General features: G+C 61.9%; 20 protein-coding genes. 8 read left to right on the forward strand and 12 right to left on the reverse strand.

Features of this window, described 5'->3' with window-relative positions; all coding sequences use genetic code 11:
• The first annotated feature begins 81 nt into the window (after positions 1–81).
• Together ACP7BV_RS12670 and ACP7BV_RS12675 are read left to right on the forward strand one after the other, a co-directional pair.
• Positions 82–1,497: a M64 family metallopeptidase gene (locus ACP7BV_RS12670; RefSeq protein ID WP_426104183.1), complete on the forward strand. Its 1,416-nt coding sequence runs from the start codon at positions 82–84 to the stop codon at positions 1,495–1,497.
• Positions 1,498–1,729: 232 nt separating this feature from the next.
• The gene (locus tag ACP7BV_RS12675; protein WP_426104184.1) at positions 1,730–2,236 is read left to right on the forward strand and encodes a hypothetical protein; all 507 of its coding nucleotides are present in this window, start codon (positions 1,730–1,732) and stop codon (positions 2,234–2,236) included.
• A 193-nt stretch (positions 2,237–2,429) separates the two neighbouring features.
• Here ACP7BV_RS12675 and parC read toward each other — a convergent pair whose 3' ends face one another.
• Genes parC through ACP7BV_RS12700 form a run of 5 tightly spaced genes read right to left on the reverse strand, consistent with a single transcriptional unit; the run spans position 2,430 to position 10,539 of the window.
• A complete protein-coding gene (gene parC, locus ACP7BV_RS12680; RefSeq protein WP_426104185.1) occupies positions 2,430–4,754 on the reverse strand; it encodes a DNA topoisomerase IV subunit A in 2,325 nt (774 codons plus the stop codon).
• A 5-nt stretch (positions 4,755–4,759) separates the two neighbouring features.
• On the reverse strand, positions 4,760–6,496 hold the full coding sequence (locus ACP7BV_RS12685; RefSeq protein ID WP_426104187.1) for a hypothetical protein: 1,737 nt from the start codon (positions 6,494–6,496) through the stop codon (positions 4,760–4,762).
• On the reverse strand, positions 6,493–6,834 hold the full coding sequence (locus tag ACP7BV_RS12690; RefSeq protein ID WP_426104188.1) for a hypothetical protein: 342 nt from the start codon (positions 6,832–6,834) through the stop codon (positions 6,493–6,495). The genes ACP7BV_RS12685 and ACP7BV_RS12690 overlap by 4 nt, the downstream gene beginning before the upstream one ends.
• The gene (locus ACP7BV_RS12695) at positions 6,831–8,540 is read right to left on the reverse strand and encodes a molecular chaperone HscC (protein WP_426104189.1); all 1,710 of its coding nucleotides are present in this window, start codon (positions 8,538–8,540) and stop codon (positions 6,831–6,833) included. Before ACP7BV_RS12695 ends, ACP7BV_RS12690 begins: the two co-directional genes overlap by 4 nt.
• Before the next feature lies 1 nt (position 8,541).
• A complete protein-coding gene (locus ACP7BV_RS12700; RefSeq protein ID WP_426104190.1) occupies positions 8,542–10,539 on the reverse strand; it encodes a DNA topoisomerase IV subunit B in 1,998 nt (665 codons plus the stop codon).
• A gap of 161 nt (positions 10,540–10,700) precedes the next feature.
• Here ACP7BV_RS12700 and ACP7BV_RS12705 point away from each other — a divergent pair, with 161 nt between their 5' ends.
• Both ACP7BV_RS12705 and ACP7BV_RS12710 read left to right on the forward strand, forming a co-directional pair.
• Positions 10,701–11,519 carry a response regulator gene (locus tag ACP7BV_RS12705; RefSeq protein WP_426104192.1) on the forward strand — a complete coding sequence of 273 codons (819 nt, stop codon included), beginning with the start codon at positions 10,701–10,703 and terminating at the stop codon, positions 11,517–11,519.
• 68 nt (positions 11,520–11,587) lie between these two features.
• A complete protein-coding gene (locus tag ACP7BV_RS12710; protein ID WP_426104194.1) occupies positions 11,588–12,568 on the forward strand; it encodes a gamma-glutamyl-gamma-aminobutyrate hydrolase family protein in 981 nt (326 codons plus the stop codon).
• A gap of 169 nt (positions 12,569–12,737) precedes the next feature.
• Here ACP7BV_RS12710 and ACP7BV_RS12715 read toward each other — a convergent pair whose 3' ends face one another.
• The 5 genes from ACP7BV_RS12715 to ACP7BV_RS12735 all read right to left on the reverse strand — a co-directional run bounded on the left by ACP7BV_RS12715 (position 12,738) and on the right by ACP7BV_RS12735 (position 17,785).
• Positions 12,738–13,862 carry a YbdK family carboxylate-amine ligase gene (locus tag ACP7BV_RS12715; RefSeq protein ID WP_426104196.1) on the reverse strand — a complete coding sequence of 375 codons (1,125 nt, stop codon included), beginning with the start codon at positions 13,860–13,862 and terminating at the stop codon, positions 12,738–12,740.
• Position 13,863: 1 nt separating this feature from the next.
• A complete protein-coding gene (locus ACP7BV_RS12720; RefSeq protein ID WP_426104197.1) occupies positions 13,864–15,045 on the reverse strand; it encodes a cation:proton antiporter in 1,182 nt (393 codons plus the stop codon).
• A gap of 109 nt (positions 15,046–15,154) precedes the next feature.
• Positions 15,155–16,324, reverse strand: a complete 1,170-nt coding sequence (locus tag ACP7BV_RS12725; RefSeq protein ID WP_426104198.1) for a vWA domain-containing protein — start codon at positions 16,322–16,324, stop codon at positions 15,155–15,157.
• Position 16,325: 1 nt separating this feature from the next.
• Entirely contained in the window at positions 16,326–16,919 is a 594-nt protein-coding gene (locus ACP7BV_RS12730; RefSeq protein WP_426104200.1) for a GNAT family N-acetyltransferase, read from the reverse strand.
• Positions 16,919–17,785, reverse strand: a complete 867-nt coding sequence (locus tag ACP7BV_RS12735) for an AAA family ATPase (RefSeq protein ID WP_426104202.1) — start codon at positions 17,783–17,785, stop codon at positions 16,919–16,921. Before ACP7BV_RS12735 ends, ACP7BV_RS12730 begins: the two co-directional genes overlap by 1 nt.
• A gap of 250 nt (positions 17,786–18,035) precedes the next feature.
• Between ACP7BV_RS12735 and ACP7BV_RS12740 the strand changes: the two genes are divergently transcribed.
• The 3 genes from ACP7BV_RS12740 (at position 18,036) to ACP7BV_RS12750 (ending at position 19,913) form a co-directional block, all read left to right on the forward strand.
• Positions 18,036–19,103: an alpha/beta hydrolase gene (locus tag ACP7BV_RS12740; RefSeq protein ID WP_426104204.1), complete on the forward strand. Its 1,068-nt coding sequence runs from the start codon at positions 18,036–18,038 to the stop codon at positions 19,101–19,103.
• Positions 19,104–19,243: 140 nt separating this feature from the next.
• On the forward strand, positions 19,244–19,561 hold the full coding sequence (locus tag ACP7BV_RS12745) for a c-type cytochrome (RefSeq protein WP_426104206.1): 318 nt from the start codon (positions 19,244–19,246) through the stop codon (positions 19,559–19,561).
• Between the two features lie 10 nt (positions 19,562–19,571).
• Positions 19,572–19,913: a c-type cytochrome gene (locus ACP7BV_RS12750; RefSeq protein ID WP_426104208.1), complete on the forward strand. Its 342-nt coding sequence runs from the start codon at positions 19,572–19,574 to the stop codon at positions 19,911–19,913.
• 171 nt (positions 19,914–20,084) lie between these two features.
• On the opposite strand, the gene ACP7BV_RS12755 is transcribed toward ACP7BV_RS12750, so the two are convergent.
• Positions 20,085–20,510 carry a DUF1841 family protein gene (locus tag ACP7BV_RS12755; RefSeq protein ID WP_426104210.1) on the reverse strand — a complete coding sequence of 142 codons (426 nt, stop codon included), beginning with the start codon at positions 20,508–20,510 and terminating at the stop codon, positions 20,085–20,087.
• Between the two features lie 553 nt (positions 20,511–21,063).
• Positions 21,064–21,693 (reverse strand): RNA pyrophosphohydrolase, encoded by a 630-nt coding sequence (locus tag ACP7BV_RS12760; RefSeq protein ID WP_426104211.1) that lies wholly within the window; start codon positions 21,691–21,693, stop codon positions 21,064–21,066.
• 204 nt (positions 21,694–21,897) lie between these two features.
• Between ACP7BV_RS12760 and ACP7BV_RS12765 the strand changes: the two genes are divergently transcribed.
• The gene (locus ACP7BV_RS12765) at positions 21,898–23,631 is read left to right on the forward strand and encodes a proline--tRNA ligase (protein ID WP_426104213.1); all 1,734 of its coding nucleotides are present in this window, start codon (positions 21,898–21,900) and stop codon (positions 23,629–23,631) included.
• The last annotated feature ends 3 nt before the right edge of the window (positions 23,632–23,634 follow it).

Raw genomic sequence — 23,634 nt, forward strand, 5'->3', positions numbered from 1 at the left:
CCGGGTGTAACTCAATATATTGATGATCCTCACACGCGCCTTACAATGGGAGCAACAATCACCCTCCCGCAAGGACCCGCCATGCCCCTGTCCCCGCTCCATATCCTGCGTTTTTGCGCCGCCATGCTGGCGCTGGCCGCCGCCACCGCGCACGCCGCCCAACCAGCCACGATCCGCGTCGACTACACCCACAGCGGCAATGCCCTGTCCGACCAGTACGCCCTCGAACGCGTCGTCGTCGAACCGCTGCCGTGGCCCGGCAGCCTGGCGCAAGGGCTCGACAACACCGACCGTGGCCAGAACCGGGTCGAAGTGGTCGACGCCAAAACCGGCGACTTGCTCTATTCGCGCGGCTTTTCCACCATCTTCGGCGAATGGCGCACTACCGATGAAGCGACCAAGGCCAGCCGCTCATTCCAGGAATCGGTGCGCTTCCCCAAGCCGGCCGCTCCGGTGCGCGTGCGCGTACTGAAACGCGATGAACGCAATCAGTTCTCGGTGGCGTGGAGCGTGGAGCTCGACACCGATGCGCCGGACGTGGTGCGCAAGCAGCAACCTGCCCCCGCCTGGCCGATCCCGATCCGGGTCAACGGCGCCTCGCCCGACAAGGTCGACCTGCTCGTCATTGGCGACGGCTACACCGCCGCCGACATGAAAAAATTCGAAGCCGATGCAAAACGCCTGGCCGACCATTTGTTCACCGTCTCGCCGTTCAAGGAGCGCGCTGCAGACTTCAATGTCTGGGGCCTGGCCGTACCAACCCAGGAGCCGGGCGTTTCGCGCCCGTCGACCGGCGTGCACCATGCGTCGGCCCTGGGCACGCGCTACGACATTTTCGGCAGCGAGCGCTATGTGCTTACGCTCGACAACCGCGCCCTGCGCGAGATCGCCCAGCACGCGCCCTACGAGTTCATTGAAATTTTGGTCAACAACGACACTTACGGGGGCGGCGGCATCTTCGGCCAGTTCAGCACCGCTGCGGCCAGCAACGACTGGGCCAATTACTTGTTCGTGCACGAATTCGGCCACCACTTCGCCGGCCTGGCCGACGAGTACTACACTTCGCCGGTGGCGTACGCGCCGTCGGACAAGCGCATGGAGCCGTGGGAGCCGAATGTGACGGCGCTGCGCGACCCGGCCGCGCTTAAATGGAAGCGCCATGTCCTGGCCGGGACGCCCTTGCCGACGCCCTGGCCCAAGGCCGAATACGAGGAGCATTCGCGCGCTTACCAGAAGCGCCGCGCCGCGCTGCGCGCCGCCAATCGGCCGGAGTCGGACATGAACGCCCTGTTTCGCGAAGACTTGGCGTTTACGGGCAAATTGTTTTCACAGGCTCCGCAGCGGCGCACCGTGGGCGCTTTCGAAGGCGCCAATTACGAGGCGAAAGGCTTTTATCGTTCTGAGATGCAATGCATTATGTTTGACCGAAGTGAAAGATTCTGTAACGTCTGTAACGACGGCATTGAAACGATCATCGATCTCTACAGCGGGAAATAGGCGTAGTGCCCGCAGGTACGGGAGGTCTGTTGATGGGGTCGCCTTTTTCCTCGTCTTGATATTGCCTTTGAGTACCCATAAAGTGCGTGCGGTGGCGCACAGACCCTGTTGTCTATAAACCATATTCTGGATCCGTTACTTGACGAAACATACAGTTGAGGACGCTAGATCAGCGGGAACTTCGCTCCGAAACGCTCACGAATTTCCACCATATAGTTAAAGGCACCTAAACATGAATAAATTACTCGCTACCCTGATCGCCGGTTTGTTTGCTACGTCGGTTTTTGCACAAACTCCTGCAGTGACCGCCAAGGCTACTGCTGCTACGCCAGCATCGTCGGCTGTTGTTAAAGCAGTTGCCGAAGGTGACAAGGACATCGCCAAGGCAGAGATGAAAGAAGCCAAAGTCGACGCCAAGGCTGACACCAAAGTCACCAAAGCTCATGCTAAAGCCCACGAAAAGAAAGTCAAAGCCAAAGCGAAAGCTGTTGAAGCTCACGCCGACGCAGTGGAACATGTCGCCAAGGCAGACCCAGAAGACAAAATGAAAGCAGAAGCCAAGGGCGAGAAGAAAGTTGCTTCCGCCAACTTGAAGGCTGAAAAGAAGATGATCAAAGCTGATGCAAAAGCAGAGAAAGTTGCTGTTGAAGCTGGCGCCGACAAGGCTGTTGCTGCTGCCAAGACTGCAGAAGTCAAAGCGGAAGCCAAAGCTGACGTAAAAAAAGCCGCAACCAAGTAATATTGGTTCAGCAGTAAAGAAAAACGGAGCCTGCGGGCTCCGTTTTTTGTTGGCTGATCAAGTCTGATCAAGCCATGAGATGCCGCTTCCCGTAGGGCGGAAAAGCGCAAGCGCATTCCGCCAGTGCGTGCGACCCATTAACGCATGCATCGGCGGAATGCGCTCTCGCTTTTCCGCCCTACGTTTGCCGTCACTATACGATCGGTTTGAGCGTGATGCACTTGATCTTGGCCACCAGCGCCTTGCCCTTGCGCGCGCGCTTGCCAAAGTGGACCGCCAGCCCTGAAGCGGACAAGTCCACGTCGCGCGGCTTGTTGCCGGCCCAGGTGCCGTGCACGGTCACGCCCTTTTGGCTGATCGGCTGCACCGATATCAGCTTTTCCTTCGGCTCCAGTTCCATCAGCGTGACGCCGCGCCCGCCATTGGTCAGCGTCTTGAGTTCATCCATGCCGAACACCAGCAGCCGACCCTTTTCGGACAGGCACGCCACGGCACTGGCATTGGCCGCCACGACCTGCGGCGGCAGTGGCGCGCCGCCTTCGTCGAGTGTCATGAAAGCTTTGCCGCCCCGTAGCCGGCTGACCATGTCGCCAGCCTTGGCCGCGAAACCGTAGCCGCTCGAAGACGACAGCAACAGGTTGGTCGCGGCGCTCCCCGCAAAGTAATGCAGGATGCGCACGCCGCCCGACAGATCGACCAGCGTCGTCACCGGCACGCCGTCGCCGCGCGCGCCCGGCAGGGCCGCCACGGGCACGGAATAGACCTTGCCGTTGTCGCCAAAGCCGAGCAGGGTGTCAACGGTGCGGCATTCGAAGGCGCCGTACAGCGAGTCGCCCGCCTTGAAGGTGAATTGCGCGATATCGTGGCCGATGCCGGTACGCGCGCGCACCCAGCCTTTTTCGGAAATGATGACCGTGACCGGTTCGTCGATGATTTTCTGTTCGGTGCTGGCGCGCTGCGCTTCCTCGATCAGCGTGCGGCGCGTGTCGCCGTACTGCTTGGCGTCGGCCTCGATCTCCTTGATGATCAGGCGTTTCATCGTTGCCGGGTTGTCGAGGATATCCTGCAGCGATGCCTTGTCCTTGCGCAGTGCGGCCAGTTCCTGCTGAATTTTGATGTGTTCCAGGCGCGCGAGCTGGCGCAGGCGCAATTCGAGAATATCTTCGGCCTGGATGTCCGACAGCCTGAATTCTGCAATCAGGGCCGCTTTCGGCTCGTCAGAATTGCGGATGATGCGGATCACTTCATCGATATTGAGCAGGACCGCCTCGCGCCCCTCCAGAATGTGGATGCGATCATTGACCTTGCCCAGCCTGTGCTCGGTGCGCCGGCGCACCGTCACAAAGCGGAAGTCGATCCATTCCTGCAAGATGTCGGTCAGCCCTTTTTGGCGCGGACGGCCGTCGCCGCCGATCATGACCAGGTTGATCGAGTTCGACGACTCCAGCGACGTATGCGCCAGCAGCATCTGCATGAATTCGGTCTGGTCCTGGTTCTTCGACTTCGGCTCGAACACCAAGCGCACCGGTGCGGCGCGGCCCGATTCGTCGCGGATCGTGTCGAGCGAACCGAGGATCAGCTGCTTGAGCGTGAGCTGTTCCGGCGAGAGTGCTTTTTTGCCCATCCTGATTTTCGGATTGGTCAGCTCCTCGATTTCCTCGAGCACCTTTTGCGACGACGTCCCCGGCGGCAGTTCCGACACCACGGCCTGCCACTGCCCGCGCGCCAGCTCTTCGATCTTCCAGCGCGCGCGTACCTTCATCGAGCCGCGCCCGGTGGCGTACATCTCGGCGATCTGCGCCGGCGGCGTGATGATCTGCCCGCCGCCCGGGAAGTCCGGGCCGGGCACCAGCGCCATCAGTTCGGTGTGCGTGATTTTCGGGTTGCGGATCATCGCCACCGCGGCCTGCGCCACCTCGGTCAGGTTGTGCGACGGGATTTCCGTCGCCAGACCAACCGCGATGCCCGAGGCGCCATTGAGCAGCACCATTGGCAGGCGGGCCGGCAGCGTCTTCGGTTCCTTGTGTTCGCCGTCGTAGTTGGGCTGGAAGTCGACCGTGCCCTGGTCGATTTCATCGAGCAGCAGCGCCGCGATAGGGCTCAGACGTGCTTCCGTGTAGCGCATCGCCGCAGCGCCGTCACCGTCGCGCGAGCCGAAATTGCCCTGGCCGTCGATCAGCGGGTAGCGCAGCGAAAACTCCTGCGCCATGCGTACCATGGCGTCATAAATCGACTGGTCGCCGTGCGGGTGCAATTTACCCATCACGTCGCCGACCACGGCGGCCGATTTGCTCGGCTTGGCCGTGGCCGAGAGGCGCAGTTCGTTCATGCGGTACAGGATGCGGCGCTGGACCGGCTTCTGGCCGTCCGCCACGTCCGGCAGCGCGCGGCCCTTGACGACCGAGACGGCGTAGTCGAGGTAGGCGCGTTCGGCGAAGGTGGACAGCGTCAGCGTTTCGGCGTCGTCGTCGCCCGGCGGCGGTGGAGGTGCTTCAAAGAGATCGGTTTGGTTAGGCATGGTGCTTATGAAAATTGATGTTGATTGGTTTTTGCGCGAACCATGTTCACGCTCATGAAAGTAGCGATAAAGATCAGGCCAAGGGTGAGGCTGGCCACGGGCTGGCTGGCGAGGCTCGACGCCGCCCCGAAAACATTGAACAGAAGAGCGCGCACGACGTAGGCTGCAATGACGGCGTAAAAATGCTGGATCGTCGGCCGTGACAGCAGCATCCCGGCGAGCAGCCAGATCCACATTCCCTGCGGGTACTCGGCATCGACTTGCACCCTGCCGGCGTAGCCGGTCAATGCGGCGACGCCCGCGAGCCAGGTAACGCGGCCAACGATGATCCAGCTGTCCGGCACGCCCAGCCAGTCGGCCAGGTCGGCCCCGCCGCGATTAAGCAGCAAGAAGAAGCAGTATGCGGCCAGCATGTATGTCAACATGCCGTTGACACCATGACTGCTGTAACCCATGCTCAGGCTGACGACGACGCCGACGACAGCTGCAATAGCGAGCCCTCGGCGCGACATTACTGCTGAATTTGCAAACGTGGCGGCGAGGGCGCAACCGAGCATCACCGCAAAAAGGCACAGTGAGGCCAGCTTCGACAGGTTCGGGATGAACAGGCACAGCGACGCAATCGCAAACACGCCCATCCAGCCAAATTGTGCGCCCGGTCGAAAGCGCACGTCATGCACCATCTTCGCGAGCCAGTTCCCCAGGGCCGCCGCGTAATCGCGTCCCTTGAACACCAGATAGCCAATGCCGATAAAGGAGATGGAATGGGCCACGATGAAGGCCGGCAGACCGTAGTCTTTCAGCAGGGTGACGGTCTGCCCTTCAGGCGTTACTGTATTAATATTGTGCAGCGTGAAAACCGCGATCAACCACAATCCCATTCCGGTCAGGAATGAGCCAAACGCAGTGCCAATAAAATAGCGCTTGCGTTCGGCGGCTGCTTCCCACGCTTCGAAGATGTCGCCATCGAGGTGAAAGTGCAGCATGTCGGCGTGCCCCCAACGGATCGAGGCTGCCAGTTCGCGCATTCTGACGGTGAACGCCTTATCGCACAGTCGCAGGAACTTGTTCTTGCCTTCGCCGTCAAGCAATACGCGAACCGCTTCGTCCTCGCCCGCCTGCGCGCGGAAATACATGAGCGAGCGGTAGGCGCGCAACCATGACAGCATGGCGCCTGTCTCTTCTGGCATGTCGCGCGAGACCAGGATGCAGTCCTCTTCCCATCGAAAGTACTCTGCCAGCGCCACGCGCAATTCATCGGCGCATCCTTCTGCGGCACAGTACTGGACGGCGCACAGCTCGAAGCAGTGGCGCACGTCGAAGTTGAGCAGTTCGCCATCGACTTCAAGCCGCCGCAGGGCCTGGCCCGGCTCTACGTGGACGTCGGTCAGGAAAGCGACCCATACGCGGCGCGCTTCGATCATGGGATCCACCGCCAAGCTGGACGCCGGTTCGAATTCGTAGGCGGCGGTATAGATTTGCGCTTCCGGTTCGGTCGCATCCTCCTGGCCGCGCTGGTAGGCTGCGGTGTACACCGGAACTTCAGTAGCTTCGTCCTCATCTTCGTCGGCCAGCGCCGCTTGCCTTGCGAGCCGCAGGGCGGACTCGTAAGCCTCGCGCAACGCCTGGAACGCCTGCTGGTCGTCTTCGGGGCGGGTAATTTTCAGCCTGGCGGCGTACGCGCGTTTGATCGCGCGTTCGTCGCTGGTGGCCTTTATCCCGAGAATGGACCAGATATTCACGGCGCGATCCCGCTTTCAAAAGGCGCAGGGGCCAGGAAGGCGCAGGCCGCAACCAGCAAGTTCAACAGCGGACCGCCGTCGCAGAATGCCTTGTGTCCTCGCGTCACCTGGCCGGGTTCCTGCAGCACGAAGTCATTCCAGATCTGCGGCGCCGGGCCGCTTGCTGCATCGACCGGCCCGGCACCCATCCGCAGCGCCGCATCGTGTGCTGCGCGCAGCTCCTGGAACGCCTCGGGATTTTCCTCGGGACGCGTGACTTTCAACCTCCTGGCGCACGCGCGCTTGATCTCGCGCTCGTCGCCGGTCGCCTTCGTCCCCGGGATGGTCCACACATTCACAGGAAAATACCGCCTTCGAGCTGGCGCATCACCTGCTCGAGCACCTCGCGCGCGCGGCGCGTGGCGATCGGCTCCTGCTTGTCGAGCACGGCCTGGAAGGCGGCGATATGCTGGGCCAGAAATTCGCGGTCCTGGCCGAGCAGCTGTTCGTACAGACGGTCGGCCTGGGCCACCAGCGTGCGGTTTTCAATCCGGTCGCGCGGATGGATCTTCAGTTCGGACAGTTCGACCAGGCGCTGCTCGATCTGCGCGGGCGTCATCACGCCGGCGTTTTCGGTGATCACCAGCTTGTGCTTTTCCTGCGAGGGCAGCACAGTGATTTCCGCTTCCAGCACGCCGCTCACGTCGTAAGTAAAGCGCACGTCGGCGCTCACTTCGCCCGCTTTTTTCGCGTCGATCGGAAACGTTAATGTACCCAGGTAGATATTGTCGGAAACGCGCCTTGACTCGCCCTGGTACACCTTGACCATCAGCTCCTTCTGGTAGTCGTTGATGGTGGTGATGTTCTCCACGCGCGACACCGGCACCGTCGAATTGCGCTCGATGATGGGCAGGAAGTGGCCGCCCTCATAGTTGTTGGGACCGACCTGACGCGCAATGCCGATCCCCAGCGAATACGGCGCCACGTCCGTCATCACCACTTCGTCGAGCGCCGCGTCGCGCATTTTCAGGCCCGCCTGCACGGCCGCGCCCAGGGCAATGGCTTCGTCGGGATCGAGATGGATCATCGGGAAACGGCCAAACATGCGCGATGCCAGTTTGCGCACCAGCGGCATGCGCGTGGCGCCGCCGGCCAGCACCACGGAATCGAGCTCGGACGCCTTGATGGTGGCGTCGCGCAGCGCGCGCTCCACCGGCGTGCGCAGGCGCTGCATCAGCGGCTCGCACAGTTGCGCCAGCGCGTCTTCGCTCAGCTCCCAGCTGTATTCTGTGCCGTTGTAGTGGAACGTCATCTTCGCCGTGGCGGCCTCCGACAGCGCGCGCTTGACGCGTTCGGCCTCGTCGCGCAGGCGCTGGCGCTGGCTGGGACTGAGCGGTTGGCCGCCGAGTGCCTTGTCCAGGCCACTCTTGATGAAAAAAGTGTCGAACATCAGGGTGACGAAGTCTTCGCCGCCCAAAAAATTGTCGCCGGCCGAGGCGCGCACTTCCATCACGCCTTCGAACAGTTCGAGGATCGACACGTCGAAGGTGCCCCCGCCCAGGTCGAACACCAAAAACTTGGTCTCGCGCTGGGTATCCTGGATGCCGTAGGCAAGCGCCGCGGCGGTCGGCTCGTTGAGCAGGCGCTCGACTTTCAGCCCTGCCAGCTGGCCGGCCACGCGGGTGGCCTTGCGCTGCGCGTCGCTGAAATACGCCGGCACCGTGATGATGGCTTCGGTGACCTTGTGGCCGAGGAAGGCCTCGGCATCTTCCTTGAGCGAGCGCAGCACCATCGACGACAGTTCTTCCGGACGGAAGCTCTGCTTGCCAAGCTGCGTCTGGCGCTCGCTGCCCATGTAGCGCTTGAACAGGGCCGCCGTCAGGTGCGGGTGGGTCTGCAGGCGCGCGCGCGCCGCTTCGCCGATCAGCACCGTGCCGTCGTCGTCCATGCCCACGCACGAGGGCGTCAGGTTCTGGCCCAGGGCGTTGGGAATGATGTTCGCCTTCCCGTCGCGCCAGACTGCTACCAGGCTGTTGGTGGTGCCAAGGTCGATCCCGATGATCATCTCAGATATCCGCTTCCGTTTCGTTGCCGTGCTCTTCGATCCACGCGCGGCGTGCTGCGGCCTCGCCCTTGCCCATCAACATATTAAAGCGCGCCGACGAGTCGCCGTGGCTGAAGTCGCCCAGCTTCACAGGCAGCAGGCGCCGCGTGTCCGGGTTCATCGTGGTTTCCCACAGCTGTTCGGCGTTCATCTCGCCCAGGCCCTTGAAGCGCGAGATGCTCCACGCGCCTGCCTTCAAACCGTCCTTGGACAGCTTGTCTTCGATCGCCAGCAGTTCGCCGGCGTCGAGCGCATACAGCTTCTGGATCGGCTTTTTGCCGCGCGCCGGTGCGTCAACCCGGTACAGGGGCGGGCGCGCGATGCAGATGTTCCCGTTCGTGAACAGGGCAGGGAAGTGCTTGAAAAAGAGCGTGAGCAGCAGTACCTGGATGTGCGAGCCGTCGACGTCGGCGTCCGACAGGATGCAGATTTTGCCGTAGCGAAGACCGGACAAATCAGGTGCGTCGCCGTGGCTGTGCGGGTCCACGCCAATGGCGACCGCAATGTCGTGGATCTCGTTGTTGGCAAACAGGCGGTCGCGGTCGGTCTCCCATGAATTGAGCACCTTGCCGCGCAACGGCAGGATGGCCTGAAATTCCTTGTCGCGCCCCATCTTGGCCGAGCCGCCCGCCGAGTCGCCCTCGACCAGGAAGATCTCGTTGCGCGCAATGTCGGTCGATTCGCAATCGGTCAGCTTGCCCGGTAAAACGGCCACGCCCGACGATTTTTTCTTCTCGACCTTTTGCAGCGAGCGCAGGCGCGACTGAGCCTGCTTGATGACCAGGTCAGCGAGCTTTTTGCCGTATTCGACGTGCTGGTTCAGCCACAGTTCGAGCGGCGGCTTGGTAAAGCTCGACACCAGGCGCACCGCGTCGCGCGAGTTCAGGCGCTCCTTGATCTGGCCCTGGAACTGCGGGTCGAGCACCTTGGCCGAGAGCACGAACGAGACGCGCGCAAACACGTCTTCGGGCAGCAGCTTGACGCCTTTTGGCAGCAGCGAGTGCATCTCGACGAAGCTTTTCACGGCGCCAAACAAGCCGTCGCGCAGGCCCGATTCGTGGGTGCCGCCGTTGGAGGTCGGGATCAGGTTGACATAGGACTCGCGCACCACGCCGCCTTCTTCGGTCCAGGCCACGACCCAGGCCGCGCCTTCGCCTTCGGCAAAGCCGTCGGTTTCGCCGTTCGAGTACTGGGCGCCTTCGAACACCGGGATCAGGGTTTCGCCGCTCGAACTTTGCGCCAGCATTTCGTTCAGGTAGCCGCGCAAGCCTTCTTCGTACTTCCAGGTGGTGACGTCGCCGGTCTTGCCGTTGGTGAGCGTGACCGTCACGCCCGGCAGCAGCACGGCCTTGGAGCGCAGCAGGCGCTGCAACTCGGGCTGCGAGATGGCGGGCGAATCAAAATACTTGGGATCGGGCCAGGCGGTCACGCGCGTGCCGCTCTTTTTGCCGTCGCGCGGGGCGGGCACCGAGACCAGCGGTTCGATCACGTCGCCGTGCGCGAACGCCATCTTGTGCATGCCGTTGCCGTTTTCTTCCTTGCGCCAGACCGTGATCTCCAGGCGCGTGGAAAGCGCATTGGTGACCGAGACGCCAACGCCGTGCAAGCCGCCCGAAAACGCATACGCGCCGCCCGAACCCTTGTCGAACTTGCCGCCCGCGTGCAATCGCGTGAAGACGATTTCCACCGTCGGCACGTTTTCTTCAGGGTGCAGGCCGACCGGGATGCCGCGGCCGTCGTCCTCCACCGTGATCGAACCGTCGGGGTTGAGCGTCACGCCGATGTTCTTGCAGTGCCCTCCCAGTGCTTCGTCGGAGGCGTTGTCGATCACTTCCTGGATGATGTGAAGCGGATTCTCGGTGCGGGTGTACATGCCCGGACGCTGTTTTACGGGTTCGAGGCCCTTGAGAACGCGGATGGATGATTCGCTGTAGTCGGATACGGGTTTTTTGGTGGCCATGTCAAAATTCTTTATGCGGATGCCTGCGCATTCTATCTTGTCGGACGGCAAAGTAAGAAGATTCGGCGAGAATCACTGCTTGCCAGCGCTGCCAATTGTGGTTAGATTCGTACGCACAGTGTGTCGGACGTGTGAATTCTTCCCCGGGTTGCCATAAATGTATGCATAAATACCCTTTTGCCATACGCCTGACCGGGTTCTGCCCGGAGGAAAGACCACGCCTGGCCAATATCCTGGCCAAGGCGCCGGTCGACGGGCCGGGCTATTTTTGCCTGCTTGAAGACAGTTTGCAAGACCCCGACCTGACGATCGCCAACGGCGACGACATCAAGGCGCTGGCGCGCCTGATGGCCATGCCGCCCACCGCGCTCGAACCGGCGCTGGTGGTGGGCGATGCGGTGCTCGATTTTCCGTATCCGCGCCTGGCGCGCCCGCTCGAGTTGCCGCGCCTGTTCGCCGTGCTGGGCGAGCTGCTGCAGCGCCGGGCCGAGGCGCAGGCGCAGTTGACCGCGCGCGGCCTGCCTTTCATCACCGAGCGGCGGCGCCAGCCGCGGCTGGACCTGGACATCACCGATCCGGACGAGTACGCCAGGCGGCGCAAGGCGCCCATCAAGGGCGCCGTGCTGATCATCGACAAGAGCGGGGCGCTGCGCGACCACATGGCCACGCTGATCGGCGAGTCGATCGCCGTCGAGTGGACCGATACTGCCGCCACCGCCGTGCGGCTGTGCGAGGAAACGCCGGTGTCGGTGGTGTTCATCAATACCTCGACGCCCGGGATCGATCCGTACGGCCTGGCCGGCGCCATCAAGACCCAGCGCAGCGGCGAGCGCATCGCCATTGTGCTGCTGGTGGGCGGCGCCTTTCACTATCACAGCCAGCGGGCCAAGGCGGCGGGGGTGCGCGGCATCCTCGACAAACCGGTTGCCGACCGCCACATCGTCGCCACGCTCAAAAGGCTGCTGTCGTTTCCCCTGTGACGCTGCACTGGAACCTTTTTGTTACATCTTTGAATCGTGCGACGGGCACATCGGGCTATATTTGACGGATGCCCGATTATGACAAGCCCGACCGGCGCGGACCGCCGACCGAAAAAGACGGTCTGCCGCATGCCACCCGCGTTCCGGACCGGCGCGCGGCCGATGCGCCGCCGCGCTATCTCAAGGTCAACGACACGCCACTGTCGTTGGCCCGGCGCATCGTCAGTTCGCGCTGGCGTGCGATGCGCGACAAGATCGGACGCGATTTTCTGCGCCGCACGCTGCGCATCGGGGTCTCTGCCCGCATTTTTCATCCGGAGCCTGGTTCCACGGGTTTGCGCAGCAAAAATCTGCAATATCTTGAAGAATCGATCGCCCAGTGGGTGATGTCGCGCGACGTGCTGGTGTTCATGGTGCCGACGGTCAATACCAGCGGTCTTCTACATCCCAGCAACATCACCTTGCGCCATTACGCGCGCCATCTGGACGGACTGGTGCTGCAGGGAGGGGCGGATGTGTCGCCGCAGACCTATTCCGAGGCGCCGACCAGGCCCGAGTGGAATGGCGACCGGGCGCGCGACCTGTATGAGCTGGAGTTGCTGCATGAGTTTGTGGATGCGGGCAAACCGGTGCTGGGGATTTGCCGTGGCTGCCAGCTGATCAATGTGGCGTTCGGCGGCAGCCTGTACCAGGATGTGGCGACCAACGTGCCTGAGGCGCTGGCGCACGTGCATTCGGATTACGATGCGCATCGGCATGCGATCGTGTTTCCCGAGGGGTCGTCGCTCAGCCAGATGTTTCCGAAGGGGGCGCGGCCGGTTGTCAATTCGATTCACCACCAGGCGGTCAAGGATCTGGGGCGCGATATTGTGGTGGAGGCGGTGTCGGACCCGGACGGGATCATTGAAGCGATCCGGTATCAGCGGGCGAACTTTGTGATGGGGTTGCAGTGGCACCCGGAGTTTCACCGCGCGGGCGGCGTGGATTTGCTCGATTGCACGCCAATTTTGGACCGGTTTTTGCGGGCTGCGCGGGAAACCCGGCTGTAAAAGGCCGATGCTGCAATCGGCTTGGCCAACGCCCAGGTCGAACAAGGCCGGAGGCGCTGGGCGGCCTCCTTTTGCGTCAAGCGCCGTCGAGACGCATGGCGGAATGCGGGCAAGCCCTTTTCCGCCCTACGGCCCGTGGAAGTGCATAGTATTCCCACCGATCGCCCCTTCAATCACCGCTCCCCCTGAAGCGCCTGATCGCCGCATCCACCATCGCCTCCGCGCTGCCATGCGCCGCATACTCCATGCGCAGGTAACTCGCGTCGCTCGACCCCTGCGCCGCGGCCGACAAATGCCGTAACGCCGCCAAGCTCCCCAGCGCCTCGCCGTGCGGCTCCATCCGCTCCAGCGACGCCAGAATATCGTCCCGCAGCGACGTCGTCTCGTACGTCTTGGGATGCGTGATCGATCCATCGAGCCCGAACCGGCACGCCTGGAAGCGGTTGAAGTTGTACACCAGGTAGTCGTCCTCCACCGGCGCCTCTTCGCGCCGCTCCAGCAGGTGGCGGCACAGCGCCTGCAAGTATCCCGCCAGCGCCGCCGCCCGTTCCACCGTCAGCGGCGTGTCGCACACGCGCAGCTCGATGGTGCCGTACTCCGGCTTGGGCCGGATATCCCAGTAAAAATCCTTCATGCTCTTGATGATCCCGGTGGCCTCCATCTTGGCAAAGTACGCATTGGCAAATTCGTCCCAGGTCAGCATGAACGGCGCGCGCCCGCTCATCGGAAAAGCAAAGACTGAATTCAAACGCGCCGAATCGAAATGACTGTCATGCCCCTGCACGAAGGGCGACGACGCCGACAGCGCAATAAAATGCGGAATGTAGCGGCTGAGCGAATGCAGCAGGAACATGGCGTCGTCGCCCGAGGCGCACCCAATGTGCACGTGCTGGCCAAACACGGTGAACTGCTTGGCCAGATAGCCGTACAGCGCCGACAGTTCCCGAAAGCGCGGCTTTTCAAAGATCTTTTGTTCCGACCAATGCTGAAACGGATGCGTGCCGCCGCCCGACAGGCCGATATTAAGCTGGTCGCCGGCCGCCACCAGGATGTCGCGGATCTCGATCAGTTCGGCCAGCAGCGGCAGGTGGTGGGTGTGCACGCTCGAATTAATTTCGATCATGCTCTCGGCGATTTCCGGCGTTACGTTGCCGGGAAAGGGTTTGCGCGCCAACAGGTGCAGCAGGTCGGGGCTGGCGGCCGTCAGGTTGAAGTCCGACAGGTTCACCAGCTGCAGCTCGAGCTCCACGCCAAAGGTGAGCGCCTGCGACTGGGCGAATGGTTCGAGCGGCATGTCAGCTCTTCACCGGCGTTTCTTTGGCCCACACCAGCGCGCGCTGGATCAGGATCGGGCCGAACACTTCAAGCAGCAAGGTCACGCCGGCCATGGCGCGCAATTCCTCGGCCAGGTTCACGCCGCGCAAGCGTGTGTGCTCGAGCAGCAGGATCACAAATACCGACACCGGCGCCAGCCCTATCCCGGTCAGCGCACCCTTGCGCCACGAAATGCCCGACAGGTGCGAAAACGCCGTCACGCCGGCGGTCTTGGTCAGCACCCGCACCAGTACCAGCGCCAGCGCCAGCGTTATGCCGTCGGCCACGGTGCGCCAGTCCAGCGTGGAGGCGGCGAACACGAACAGCAGCACCGTGAGCAGTTCGCCCAACGGTCCAAAATTGCGCTGCGCCTGGCCAAACGCCACCCGCCTGTGGCGCGCCGTCAGCCCGAACGCGAGCGTGGACACCACCGGCGAGAGCTGCGCCGCGTAGCACACTGACACCAGCAAGATCACGGCCAGCGCAAAGCCCACCGTGGCGTCCTCGGACAGATTGCCCAGGGCGCGCAGCAACGCCGGCACGGCCACGCCGAACGCGGCGCCGATGGCGCCCGACAGCAGCAGCGCAACCAGACTGCTCAAGGTGGCATCGCCAATGTCGGCCGAGCTCTTGAAAATCCAGAATCCGACAATGACGTTGAAGGTGAACACCGCCATCACGCAGTTGAGCGCCGACAGGTGCAGCACCCGTTCGGTCACCTGGCCCGAACTGCGGCTTTCGTTAATGACGCGCACGACGGTGGCGGGCGAGGTCGACATGCCCAGCGAGGCGAGCATCAGCGCCGTCATCGACGAGGTGTCGAAGGCGCTGGCGACCAGGTAGATAGCGACAAAAGTGGCCAGCGCTTCGGCCAGGGAAGCGGCTCCCAGCCAGGGGTTGGTGCGCAGCCAGCGCAGGTTGATGCGGTAACCGAGCTCGAACAGGATCAGGCCAAAGGCCACGTCCGCCAAAAACAATATCGGCCCCGCGCCGGAGGGCGGCAGCACGCCAATCTGCGGGGCCGCCAGCGCAAAGCCGGTGACGCCGTAAAAACTGATGCGCGGCAGGCTTGTCAGGCGCTGGCCGATTTCTCCCGCGATCCAGGCGATGCAGATCGCCACGGGCCACGACAGGTCGGTCAGAATCGTCAGCAAATCGGGCATGAGGTCCTCGGTGGTAGATCGGGTAGATCGCACGCGGCATTGCGTGCCCGATTCTACAACCCGATCTCCCGCGCACGATTCCACATGGCGGGAATCCCGAGGAAAGTCCTTATTTACTCAGCAGGCGCATGGCGCGTTCCAGCCCATCGATGGTAAGCGAAAACATCCGGTTGTTCATGATTTGCCTGATCACGGAGATCGACTGGCGATACTGCCAGACGCCTTCCGGCTCAGGATTGAGCCAGGTGAATTTGGGGAAGGCGTGGCAAAAGCGGGCCAGCCATTCGGCGCCGGCTTCCTCGTTGTTGTATTCGACCGAGCCGCCGGGGGCCAGCACTTCATAAGGACTCATGGTCGCGTCGCCGACGAAAATGAGCTTGGTGTCGGCCGGGTACTTGCGCAAGATGTCCCAGGTCGGAAAGCGCTCGGCCGTGCGGCGCCGGTTGTTCTTCCAGAGGTAGTCGTAGACGCAGTTATGGAAGTAGAAAAACTCCATGTTCTTGAATTCCGTCTTGGCCGCCGAGAACAGCTCTTCGGTGCGCTCGATATGGTCGTCCATCGAACCGCCTACGTCGAGCAGCATCAGCACCTTGATCTTGTTCTTGCGCTCGGGCTGCATCTTGATGTCGAGGTAGCCGGCGTTGCTGGCGGTGGCGCGGATGGTGGCGTCGAGCGCGAATTCGTCCTCGGCGCCCTGGCGCGCGAATTTGCGCAGGCGCCGCAGCGCGACCTTGATGTTGCGCGTGCCCAGTTCGCGGTCGGCGTCGTAATCCTTGTAGGCGCGCTGCTCCCACACCTTGACGGCGGTCCGGTTGCCGCCGGCGCCGCCGATGCGGATGCCTTCCGGGTTGGTGCCGCCATTGCCGAACGGCGAAGTGCCGCCGGTACCGATCCACTTGCTGCCGCCTTCGTGGCGTTCCTTCTGCTCCTTGAGCAGTTCGTTCAGGCGCTCCATCAGCTTGTCGTAGCCGAATTTTTCGAGCTGGGCTTTTTGTTCGGCCGACAGCTCGCGCTCCATGCGCTTGATCAGCCAGTCCATTGGAATGCCGGTGCCCGTTTCGAACGCCGCGTTGATGCCCTTGAAGTACTGGGCAAAGGCGCGGTCGAACTTGTCGAAGTGGGCTTCGTCCTTGACCAGCGTGAGGCGCGACAGATAGTAAAAGTCGTCCATCGATGGCGCGATCACTTCCTGCTGCATCGCTTCGAGCAGGGTCAGGAACTCCTTGATCGTGACCGGGATCTTGGCGTCCTTGAGCGAAAAGAAAAAATCAATCAGCACGTTAGTTCCTTTGCAGCGTGTACTGCAGCTTGTAATGCAGGTGTGCTTTGATTTCCGGCCACTCGCCGCGCAGGATGCTATACATGACCGTGTCGCGCACGGTGCCTTCGCGGCGCAGGTGGTGGTGGCGCAGCACGCCGTCTTTTTTGGCGCCCAGGCGCTCGATGGCGGCCTGCGAGTGGAAATTGAAGTTGTCGGTGCGCAGTCCCACCACGGCGCAGCCGAGCGTGTCGAAGGCGTGCGAGAGCAGCAGCAGCTTGCAGCTGGTGTTGACATGGCTGCGCTGGCGGCTCTTGGCGTACCAGGTCCAGCCAATTTCCACGCGGTCCACTTCAGGCACGATGTCGTGGTAGCTGGTGGTGCCCATGACGGCCCCGCTGGCGACGTCGAGCACCGCGAAAGCGAGCCGGTTCGGCGTGGCCAGCGCGCTGGCGATGTCGTGCTCAACGTCCTGCGGCTCGGGCACCGACGTGGTGCGCAGCTTCCACAACTCGCCGTCGCCGGCGGCCGCGCGCAGGCCGTCGGCGTGCGCCATCGAGAGCGGTTCGAGGCGCACGCCGTTGAACTCGAGCCGCAATGGTGCGACCTGGATCATCAGCGGTTCGCCCGTTGCATGGCGATCAGGCGTTCGAACAGGTGCACGTCCTGCTCGTTCTTGAGGAGCGCCCCGTGCAGCGGCGGCACGATGGCCTTGGCGTCCTTGCTGCGCAGCGCTTCGGCCGGGATGTCTTCGGCCAGCAGCAGTTTTAACCAGTCGAGAAACTCGGAAGTGGACGGTTTTTTCTTCAGGCCAGGCACGTCGCGCACTTCGTAAAAGCTTTGCAATGCGGTGGCCAGCAGTTCCTGCTTGAGGGTCGGGAAGTGGACCTTGACGATCTGCTCCATCGTATCCTTGTCCGGGAATTTGATGTAGTGGAAAAAGCAGCGGCGCAGGAAGGCGTCGGGCAGTTCCTTCTCGTTGTTGGAGGTGATGATCACCAGCGGACGGTGGGTGGCGACGACCATCTCGCGCGTCTCGTAGACGTAGAACTCCATGCGGTCAAGTTCGCGCAGCAGGTCGTTGGGGAACTCGATGTCGGCCTTGTCGATTTCGTCAATCAGGAGCACCACCGGTTCCGGCGCCGTAAAGGCTTGCCACAGCACGCCCTTGACGATGTAATTGTTGATGTCGCGAACGCGCTCGTCGCCAAGCTGCGAGTCGCGCAGGCGCGAGACGGCGTCATATTCGTACAGGCCTTGCTGGGCCTTGGTGGTGGACTTGATATGCCACTGCATCAGCGGCATGTCGAGCGCCTGCGCCACTTCTTCGGCCAGCATGGTCTTGCCGGTGCCCGGCTCGCCCTTGATCAGCAGCGGACGCTGGAGCGTGAGGGCGGCGTTGACCGCCAGTTTCAGGTCGGCTGTGGCGACGTAGCTGTCCGAACCCTGGAAACGGTGAGCCTTGTTGTGCGGTGCTTGCATGGGCGTGTATGGTCAAAGTGAAGTTAATCGGAGTATACGGCAGAACGGGAAGTGCAGGCTCGCCGGCGCCCTGAACCCGAGTGCGCACACTAATGACATCGCGTGGACGGAAAAGCGGCATCTCGTTTTGTGGGCACTTCGAGCTTTAATGTTAGAGTATTAACCTTGCTCGATTGCTTAGCGGGCCGTACCATGTTCAATGGTCCATCCGTAGCACCCCTTGATCAACCCACTGCCATCGATCCCCCTCATGAATATACGCGCCACCGTGTTGTTTGCATCCCTGATTGCCGCAGCGCCCCTCCAGGCATCGTCGCAGTCTGTCCAGAGCATTGCCGACGCGCCGCTTCCCTGCAAGGCCGGCCAGCAGATCAATGAAGAAGGCTACGTCAAGATCGGCGGTATCGAACAATGGGTGACGATCAAGGGTGCCGACTGCACCAATCCCGTGATCCTGATGGTGCACGGCGGGCCGGGCAATCCGAACACGGTGTTCGGCGCGCTGCCTTACGTGGCTTGGGAAAAGGACTTCACCATCGTGCAATGGGACCAGCGCGGCGCGGGGCGCACTTTCACCCGCAATCCTGCCACCGCAGAGGGAACGCTGAGCATCGCCGGCCTGGCCAACGACGGCACCGAAGTGGCTGCCTTTGTCGCCCGCCACCTGAAGGCCAAGAAATTGATCTTGATGGGAGGATCGTGGGGTTCGGCACTGTCGGTGCATATGGCCAAGTCGCGGCCCGAGCTGTTCGGCGCCTACCTCAGCACCGGGCAACTGGTGAACGGGCGCGAGAACGAAGCCGACAGCTATCGCAAATTGATGGCCCTTGCCCGCGCCGCCAACGACGCTGCGACCATCGCCGCACTTGAAGCGTTGGGCGCGCCGCCATGGCTCGCTCCGCGCAGCCCGGGCCAGTTCAGGAAAATTTCGCGCGGATACGAAGCGAAGACGACCACGCCCGCGCCCAAGGCCTGGTGGAGCCTTGCGCCGGCCTATGCATCTGAAAAAATGCAGGCCGAGTACGAAAGCGGCGAAGATTATTCGTGGATCCAGTATGTGGGCATGAAGGGCGACGGCATGCATGCCACCCTCGACCTGTACAAGCTGGGTGCCGAGTTCCGGATGCCGGTGTTCATGATCGTCGGCGAGCAAGACCTGACTACCACGCCGGGGGTGGCAAAGCGCTACTTTGACGCCATCAAGGCGCCGAAGAAAGCGTTTTTCTTGCTGCCGCTGACCGGCCACGATCCCAATGGGCCAATGGTCGACGCCCAGTACAACATCCTCAAGACGCGCGTTACGCCGTTGTTAAAGTAAGCGATCCCGGCTCGCTTGATGTTGCTGCGCAGGCTGCATTGATGGACGAGGTTTGCTAATTCAGTTAAACTCGCAGGCTGATAGTGCAAGAAGTATCAATTTTGCACGTACGGTACCGACTACCTCTTACCATCGCCACCATGAAAAAATTCTTCGCACTTCTCGTGCTCGCCGGTGTCGCCAACTTCTCCGCGGCTGCGGATACGGTTGGTAACGCCAAGGCCGCTAAAGTTGAACAATGTATCGGCTGCCACGGCATTCCCGGTTACAAAGCAACTTTCCCTGAAGTTTATCCGGTACCGATGCTGGGCGGTCAGTCTGCCAAGTACATCGAAAACGCGCTGAACGCCTACAAAAAAGGCGACCGCAAGCACCCGACGATGCACGGCGTTGCCGCGTCGATGTCCGACCAGGAAATCGCCGACGCTGCTGCGTACTACTCCCAGCAAAAGAAATAAGGACAGAGCCATGAAAAAACTGATGATCGCCCTGTTCTGCGGCGCCGTGTCGATGAGCGCCTTTGCTGGCGGCAACGTCGCCAAGGGCCAGGAAAAAGTCAAGGAACTCAATTGCGCGGCCTGTCATGGCGCCGATTTCAACAAGCCGATCGACCCGAGCTATCCCAAGCTTGCCGGTCAACATGCCGAGTACATCGAGCACGCGCTCAGGGCTTACAAGCGTGGCGATGGTCCTAACGGGCGCAACAACGCGATCATGATGGGCCAGGTCAAGCCCTTGTCGAATGCCGACATGGCCAACATCGCCGCCTATCTGCAAAGCTTGCCGTCGGAGCTCGTGATCAAGCGTTGATGTTCAAGCGTTAATGATCGAGCGTTAATGATCGAGCGTTAATGATCGAGCGTTAATGCTCAAGCGTTAATGATCGAGCGTTAAGTTTATCTTCCTCGCGCTGCCCCTGAATCCTTCCCGCCGGCTGAACCAGCCGGCCCGGAAGGATTTTTGCATGTGGCGCGCGCAGTGCTAACCGGCCCGCTTGCGCACACAGTCGACGTAGGCTGCGGCGTCGGGAGGGGCGCCGTCGCGCTGCGACTTCCAGATCATCTCGCCCAGGCATTCCATGATCTGGTGGTGGGCGTCGTGTTCGCCCAGGCGGGCGGTGAGGGCGGTGCACGCGGCGCGGATGCCGGGCGGCTGGTCGATCGAGACCTGCTCGGCGATCGACAGGTGCATCGACAGGTGCAGAAAGGGATTGGCCTGGCCGCCGTCGACGGAATAGTCGCGCGCGATGGCGGCGTCGATATCGGTCAGGGCGTCGGCGTATTCGGGGTGCTGGACGATCCAGTCGGCCGCGATGGCGTCCATCGGGGTCAGGATGTCGCCCGAGCGCTGTTTGCGGAACGCTTCGCAGAAGAAGCGCCGCACGTCGTGGGATGAGGGTGTGAACATGGGCGTATTGTACCCGTGTGTCGAAGCTGCCGACGACTCATGGCCGATTGCGGGCTGCGCCCTTATCCGCCCTACATGAACTTCTTTGCAGCGAGCATGGGCGGATTGTTCCCCGGTGTCGAACGTAGGGCGGAAAAAGGCGAAGCCTGCATTCCGCCACGGGCCGCCGACGACTCATGGCGGATTGCGGGCTGTGCCCTTATCCGCCCTACATGACTTCTTCGCAGAACGCACGTGGCGGGACATGGTGCGAGCATGGGCAGATTGTTCCCCGGTGTCGAACGTAGGGCGGATAAAGGCGAAGCCTGCAATCCGCCATGAGCCGCCGACGACTCAAGGCGGATTGCGGGCTGTGCCCTTATCCGCCCTACATGACTTCTTCGCAGAACGCACGTGGCGGGAAGTGGTGCGAGCATGGGCGGATTGTTCCCCGGTGTCGAACGTAGGGCGGAAAAAGGCGAAGCCTGCATTCCGCCACGAGCCGCCGGGGACTCATGGAACAATGCAGGCTTCGCCTTTTTCCGCGGGGCACGGAGCCCCTACAATTGCTTGATTACTCTTTGGTCGGCACCAGCACCAGCTGCTGCGGCTCCTGCTCGCAACCGCTGTCCTCGGCCAGCACCACCGGCGCCTGGCTGCTGCGCGGCGCGTGCGGCTGGCGCAGGTAGCGCGCCGTATGGCGCCGTTCCTGCGTATGCCCGCCACTGGCCGGCCACGTCAAAAAGCGCGACAATTCCTGCAGCGCGCGCTGGTACACATCCCGCTTGAACTCGATGACCACGTCCAGCGGCACCCAGTAATCATGCCAGCGCCAGGCGTCAAACTCCGGATGGTCGGTCAGGCGCAGATTGACGTCGTTGTCGCGCGCGCACATGCGCAGCAAAAACCAGATCTGCTTTTGGCCACGATAATGCCCGCGAATCTCACGCTTGATAAAATGATCAGGTACTTCATAGCGCAGCCAATCCCGGGTGCGGCCTACAATCTTGACGTGCTCCTGACGTAATCCAATTTCCTCCTCGAGTTCGCGATACATCGCCTGCTCAGGCGTTTCACCGTATTTAATGCCCCCTTGCGGGAATTGCCACGAGTGCTCGCGCACCCGCTTGCCCCACCACACCTCGTTATTGGCGTTAAGCAGGATGATGCCGACGTTGGGCCGAAACCCTTCACGGTCGAGCATAGTGCACCTCGAAACTTTCTGCCGGGAGTGCGCCTTCTTACATATTTACCCACAAATTCTGTTCCCCACCAGGTTTTCGGGGTACGAAAACGGCGGGAAACACGTGAAACGGGCCCATTTGTATAAAGATTGGACGCATCAGCCAGCTAATCCTTTAAAATTAGGTTGATTATAACCCTCTCTTTTTAAAAAGAATTCACCGATATGCGCGCCTCACGTTTTTTTATTTCAACTTTAAAAGAAGCGCCTTCCGACGCCGAAATCGTCAGCCATCAGCTGATGATGCGTGCCGGCATGATCAAGCGCCTCGGTTCGGGCATCTATACGTATATGCCGACCGGCTTGCGCGTCATCCGCAAGGTCGAAGCGATCATCCGCGACGAAATGAACAAGGCGAACGGTATCGAATTGCTGATGCCGCTGGTGCAGCCTGCCGAGTTGTGGCAAGAGACCGGCCGCTGGGAAAAAATGGGCCCGGAACTGATGCGCGTGAAAGACCGCCACGGCCGTGAATATGCGATCCAGCCCACGTCCGAAGAAGTCATCACCGACGTGGTGCGCTCCGAGATCAAGTCGTACCGCCAGCTGCCGCTCAATTTTTACCATATCCAGACCAAGTTCCGCGACGAGCGCCGGCCGCGCTTTGGCCTGATGCGCGGACGCGAATTCACCATGAAGGACGCTTACTCGTTCGACCGCAACGAAGAAGGCTTGAAAGCGTCGTACAAGGTCATGTTCGACGCCTATACCGCCATTTTCAACCGCTTCGGCCTGAAGTTTCGCGCGGTGGCGGCCGACAACGGCGCCATCGGCGGCTCCGGCTCGCATGAATTCCACGTCATCGCCAGCACCGGCGAAGACGCCATCGTCTACTGCCCGACGTCCGACTACGCGGCCAACATGGAAGCGGCCGAAGCGATGCCGCTGGCCGCCGTGCGCGCCCCGGCCGGCAACGCGCTGACCAAAACCGCCACGCCCGGCGCCACCAAGTGCGAGTCGGTTGCCGACTTTCTCAAGCTGCCGCTGAGCCAAACGGTCAAGACCATCGCGCTGACGGTCGAGAAGGAAGTAGCCGGCAAGCCCGTCCTGGAAAACTGGATGCTGCTCATCCGCGGCGACCATGAACTGAACGAAGTCAAGGTCGGCAAAGTGCCTGGCCTGGCGAACCACCGTTTCGCCACCGAAGCGGAAATCCTCGCGTGCTACGGTTCCATTCCCGGCTACCTGGGGCCGATCAGCACCAGGACGCCCGTCACCATCGTTGCCGACCGCACGGTTGCCAACATGGCCGACTTTGTCTGCGGCGCCAACGAAGAAGGCTTTCATTACACGGGCGCCAACTGGGGCCGCGACATACCCGAACCAGTCGTGGCCGACCTGCGCAACGTGATCGAAGGCGACGCTTCGCCGGACGGCAAGGGCGTGCTGGCGATTGAACGGGGCATCGAAGTGGGCCACGTGTTCCAGCTCGGGACGTCCTACTCGGAAAGCATGAAGGCGACTTTTCTTGACGAAAACGGCAAGCCCGCACCGCTGCAAATGGGTTGCTACGGGATTGGCGTGACGCGCATTTTGGGCGCGGCGATCGAACAGAACTTCGACGACAAGGGCATCATCTGGCCGGCCGCGATCGCACCTTTTGAAGTGGTGCTGTGCCCGATGGGCATGGACCGCAGCGAGATGGTCAAGACCGAAGTGGAAGCCTTGTACGCAGCCCTGCAGGCAGCGGGCGTGGACGTGATCGTCGACGACCGCGGCTTGCGCCCGGGCGCCATGTTCGCCGACTGGGAACTGATCGGCGTGCCGCACCGGGTCGTGATTGGCGAGCGAGGCCTGAAGGAAGGCAATCTTGAATACCAGGGACGGCGCGACACCGAGGCCACGGCGGTACCGGTGGCGGACATGGTCGCGTTCATCCAGGGCAAACTGCGCTTGTGAGCA

The sequence above is a fragment of the Massilia sp. TSP1-1-2 genome (assembly GCF_049896185.1).
Classification (GTDB): Bacteria; Pseudomonadota; Gammaproteobacteria; order Burkholderiales; family Burkholderiaceae_D; genus Telluria_A.

What these genes read in the sequence shown, in the direction of transcription:
- ACP7BV_RS12720 (WP_426104197.1), bottom strand. Translation starts at nt 15,045, where the DNA reads ATGCCCGATTTGCTGACGATTCTGACCGACCTGTCGTGGCCCGTGGCG.
- ACP7BV_RS12710 (WP_426104194.1), top strand. Translation starts at nt 11,588, where the DNA reads ATGCCCGATTATGACAAGCCCGACCGGCGCGGACCGCCGACCGAAAAA.
- ACP7BV_RS12760 (WP_426104211.1), bottom strand. Translation starts at nt 21,693, where the DNA reads ATGCTCGACCGTGAAGGGTTTCGGCCCAACGTCGGCATCATCCTGCTT.
- ACP7BV_RS12735 (WP_426104202.1), bottom strand. Translation starts at nt 17,785, where the DNA reads ATGCAAGCACCGCACAACAAGGCTCACCGTTTCCAGGGTTCGGACAGC.
- ACP7BV_RS12695 (WP_426104189.1), bottom strand. Translation starts at nt 8,540, where the DNA reads ATGATCATCGGGATCGACCTTGGCACCACCAACAGCCTGGTAGCAGTC.
- ACP7BV_RS12765 (WP_426104213.1), top strand. Translation starts at nt 21,898, where the DNA reads ATGCGCGCCTCACGTTTTTTTATTTCAACTTTAAAAGAAGCGCCTTCC.
- ACP7BV_RS12700 (WP_426104190.1), bottom strand. Translation starts at nt 10,539, where the DNA reads ATGGCCACCAAAAAACCCGTATCCGACTACAGCGAATCATCCATCCGC.
- parC (WP_426104185.1), bottom strand. Translation starts at nt 4,754, where the DNA reads ATGCCTAACCAAACCGATCTCTTTGAAGCACCTCCACCGCCGCCGGGC.
- ACP7BV_RS12715 (WP_426104196.1), bottom strand. Translation starts at nt 13,862, where the DNA reads ATGCCGCTCGAACCATTCGCCCAGTCGCAGGCGCTCACCTTTGGCGTG.
- ACP7BV_RS12675 (WP_426104184.1), top strand. Translation starts at nt 1,730, where the DNA reads ATGAATAAATTACTCGCTACCCTGATCGCCGGTTTGTTTGCTACGTCG.
- ACP7BV_RS12670 (WP_426104183.1), top strand. Translation starts at nt 82, where the DNA reads ATGCCCCTGTCCCCGCTCCATATCCTGCGTTTTTGCGCCGCCATGCTG.
- ACP7BV_RS12745 (WP_426104206.1), top strand. Translation starts at nt 19,244, where the DNA reads ATGAAAAAATTCTTCGCACTTCTCGTGCTCGCCGGTGTCGCCAACTTC.
- ACP7BV_RS12705 (WP_426104192.1), top strand. Translation starts at nt 10,701, where the DNA reads ATGCATAAATACCCTTTTGCCATACGCCTGACCGGGTTCTGCCCGGAG.
- ACP7BV_RS12740 (WP_426104204.1), top strand. Translation starts at nt 18,036, where the DNA reads ATGAATATACGCGCCACCGTGTTGTTTGCATCCCTGATTGCCGCAGCG.
- ACP7BV_RS12750 (WP_426104208.1), top strand. Translation starts at nt 19,572, where the DNA reads ATGAAAAAACTGATGATCGCCCTGTTCTGCGGCGCCGTGTCGATGAGC.
- ACP7BV_RS12755 (WP_426104210.1), bottom strand. Translation starts at nt 20,510, where the DNA reads ATGTTCACACCCTCATCCCACGACGTGCGGCGCTTCTTCTGCGAAGCG.
- ACP7BV_RS12730 (WP_426104200.1), bottom strand. Translation starts at nt 16,919, where the DNA reads ATGATCCAGGTCGCACCATTGCGGCTCGAGTTCAACGGCGTGCGCCTC.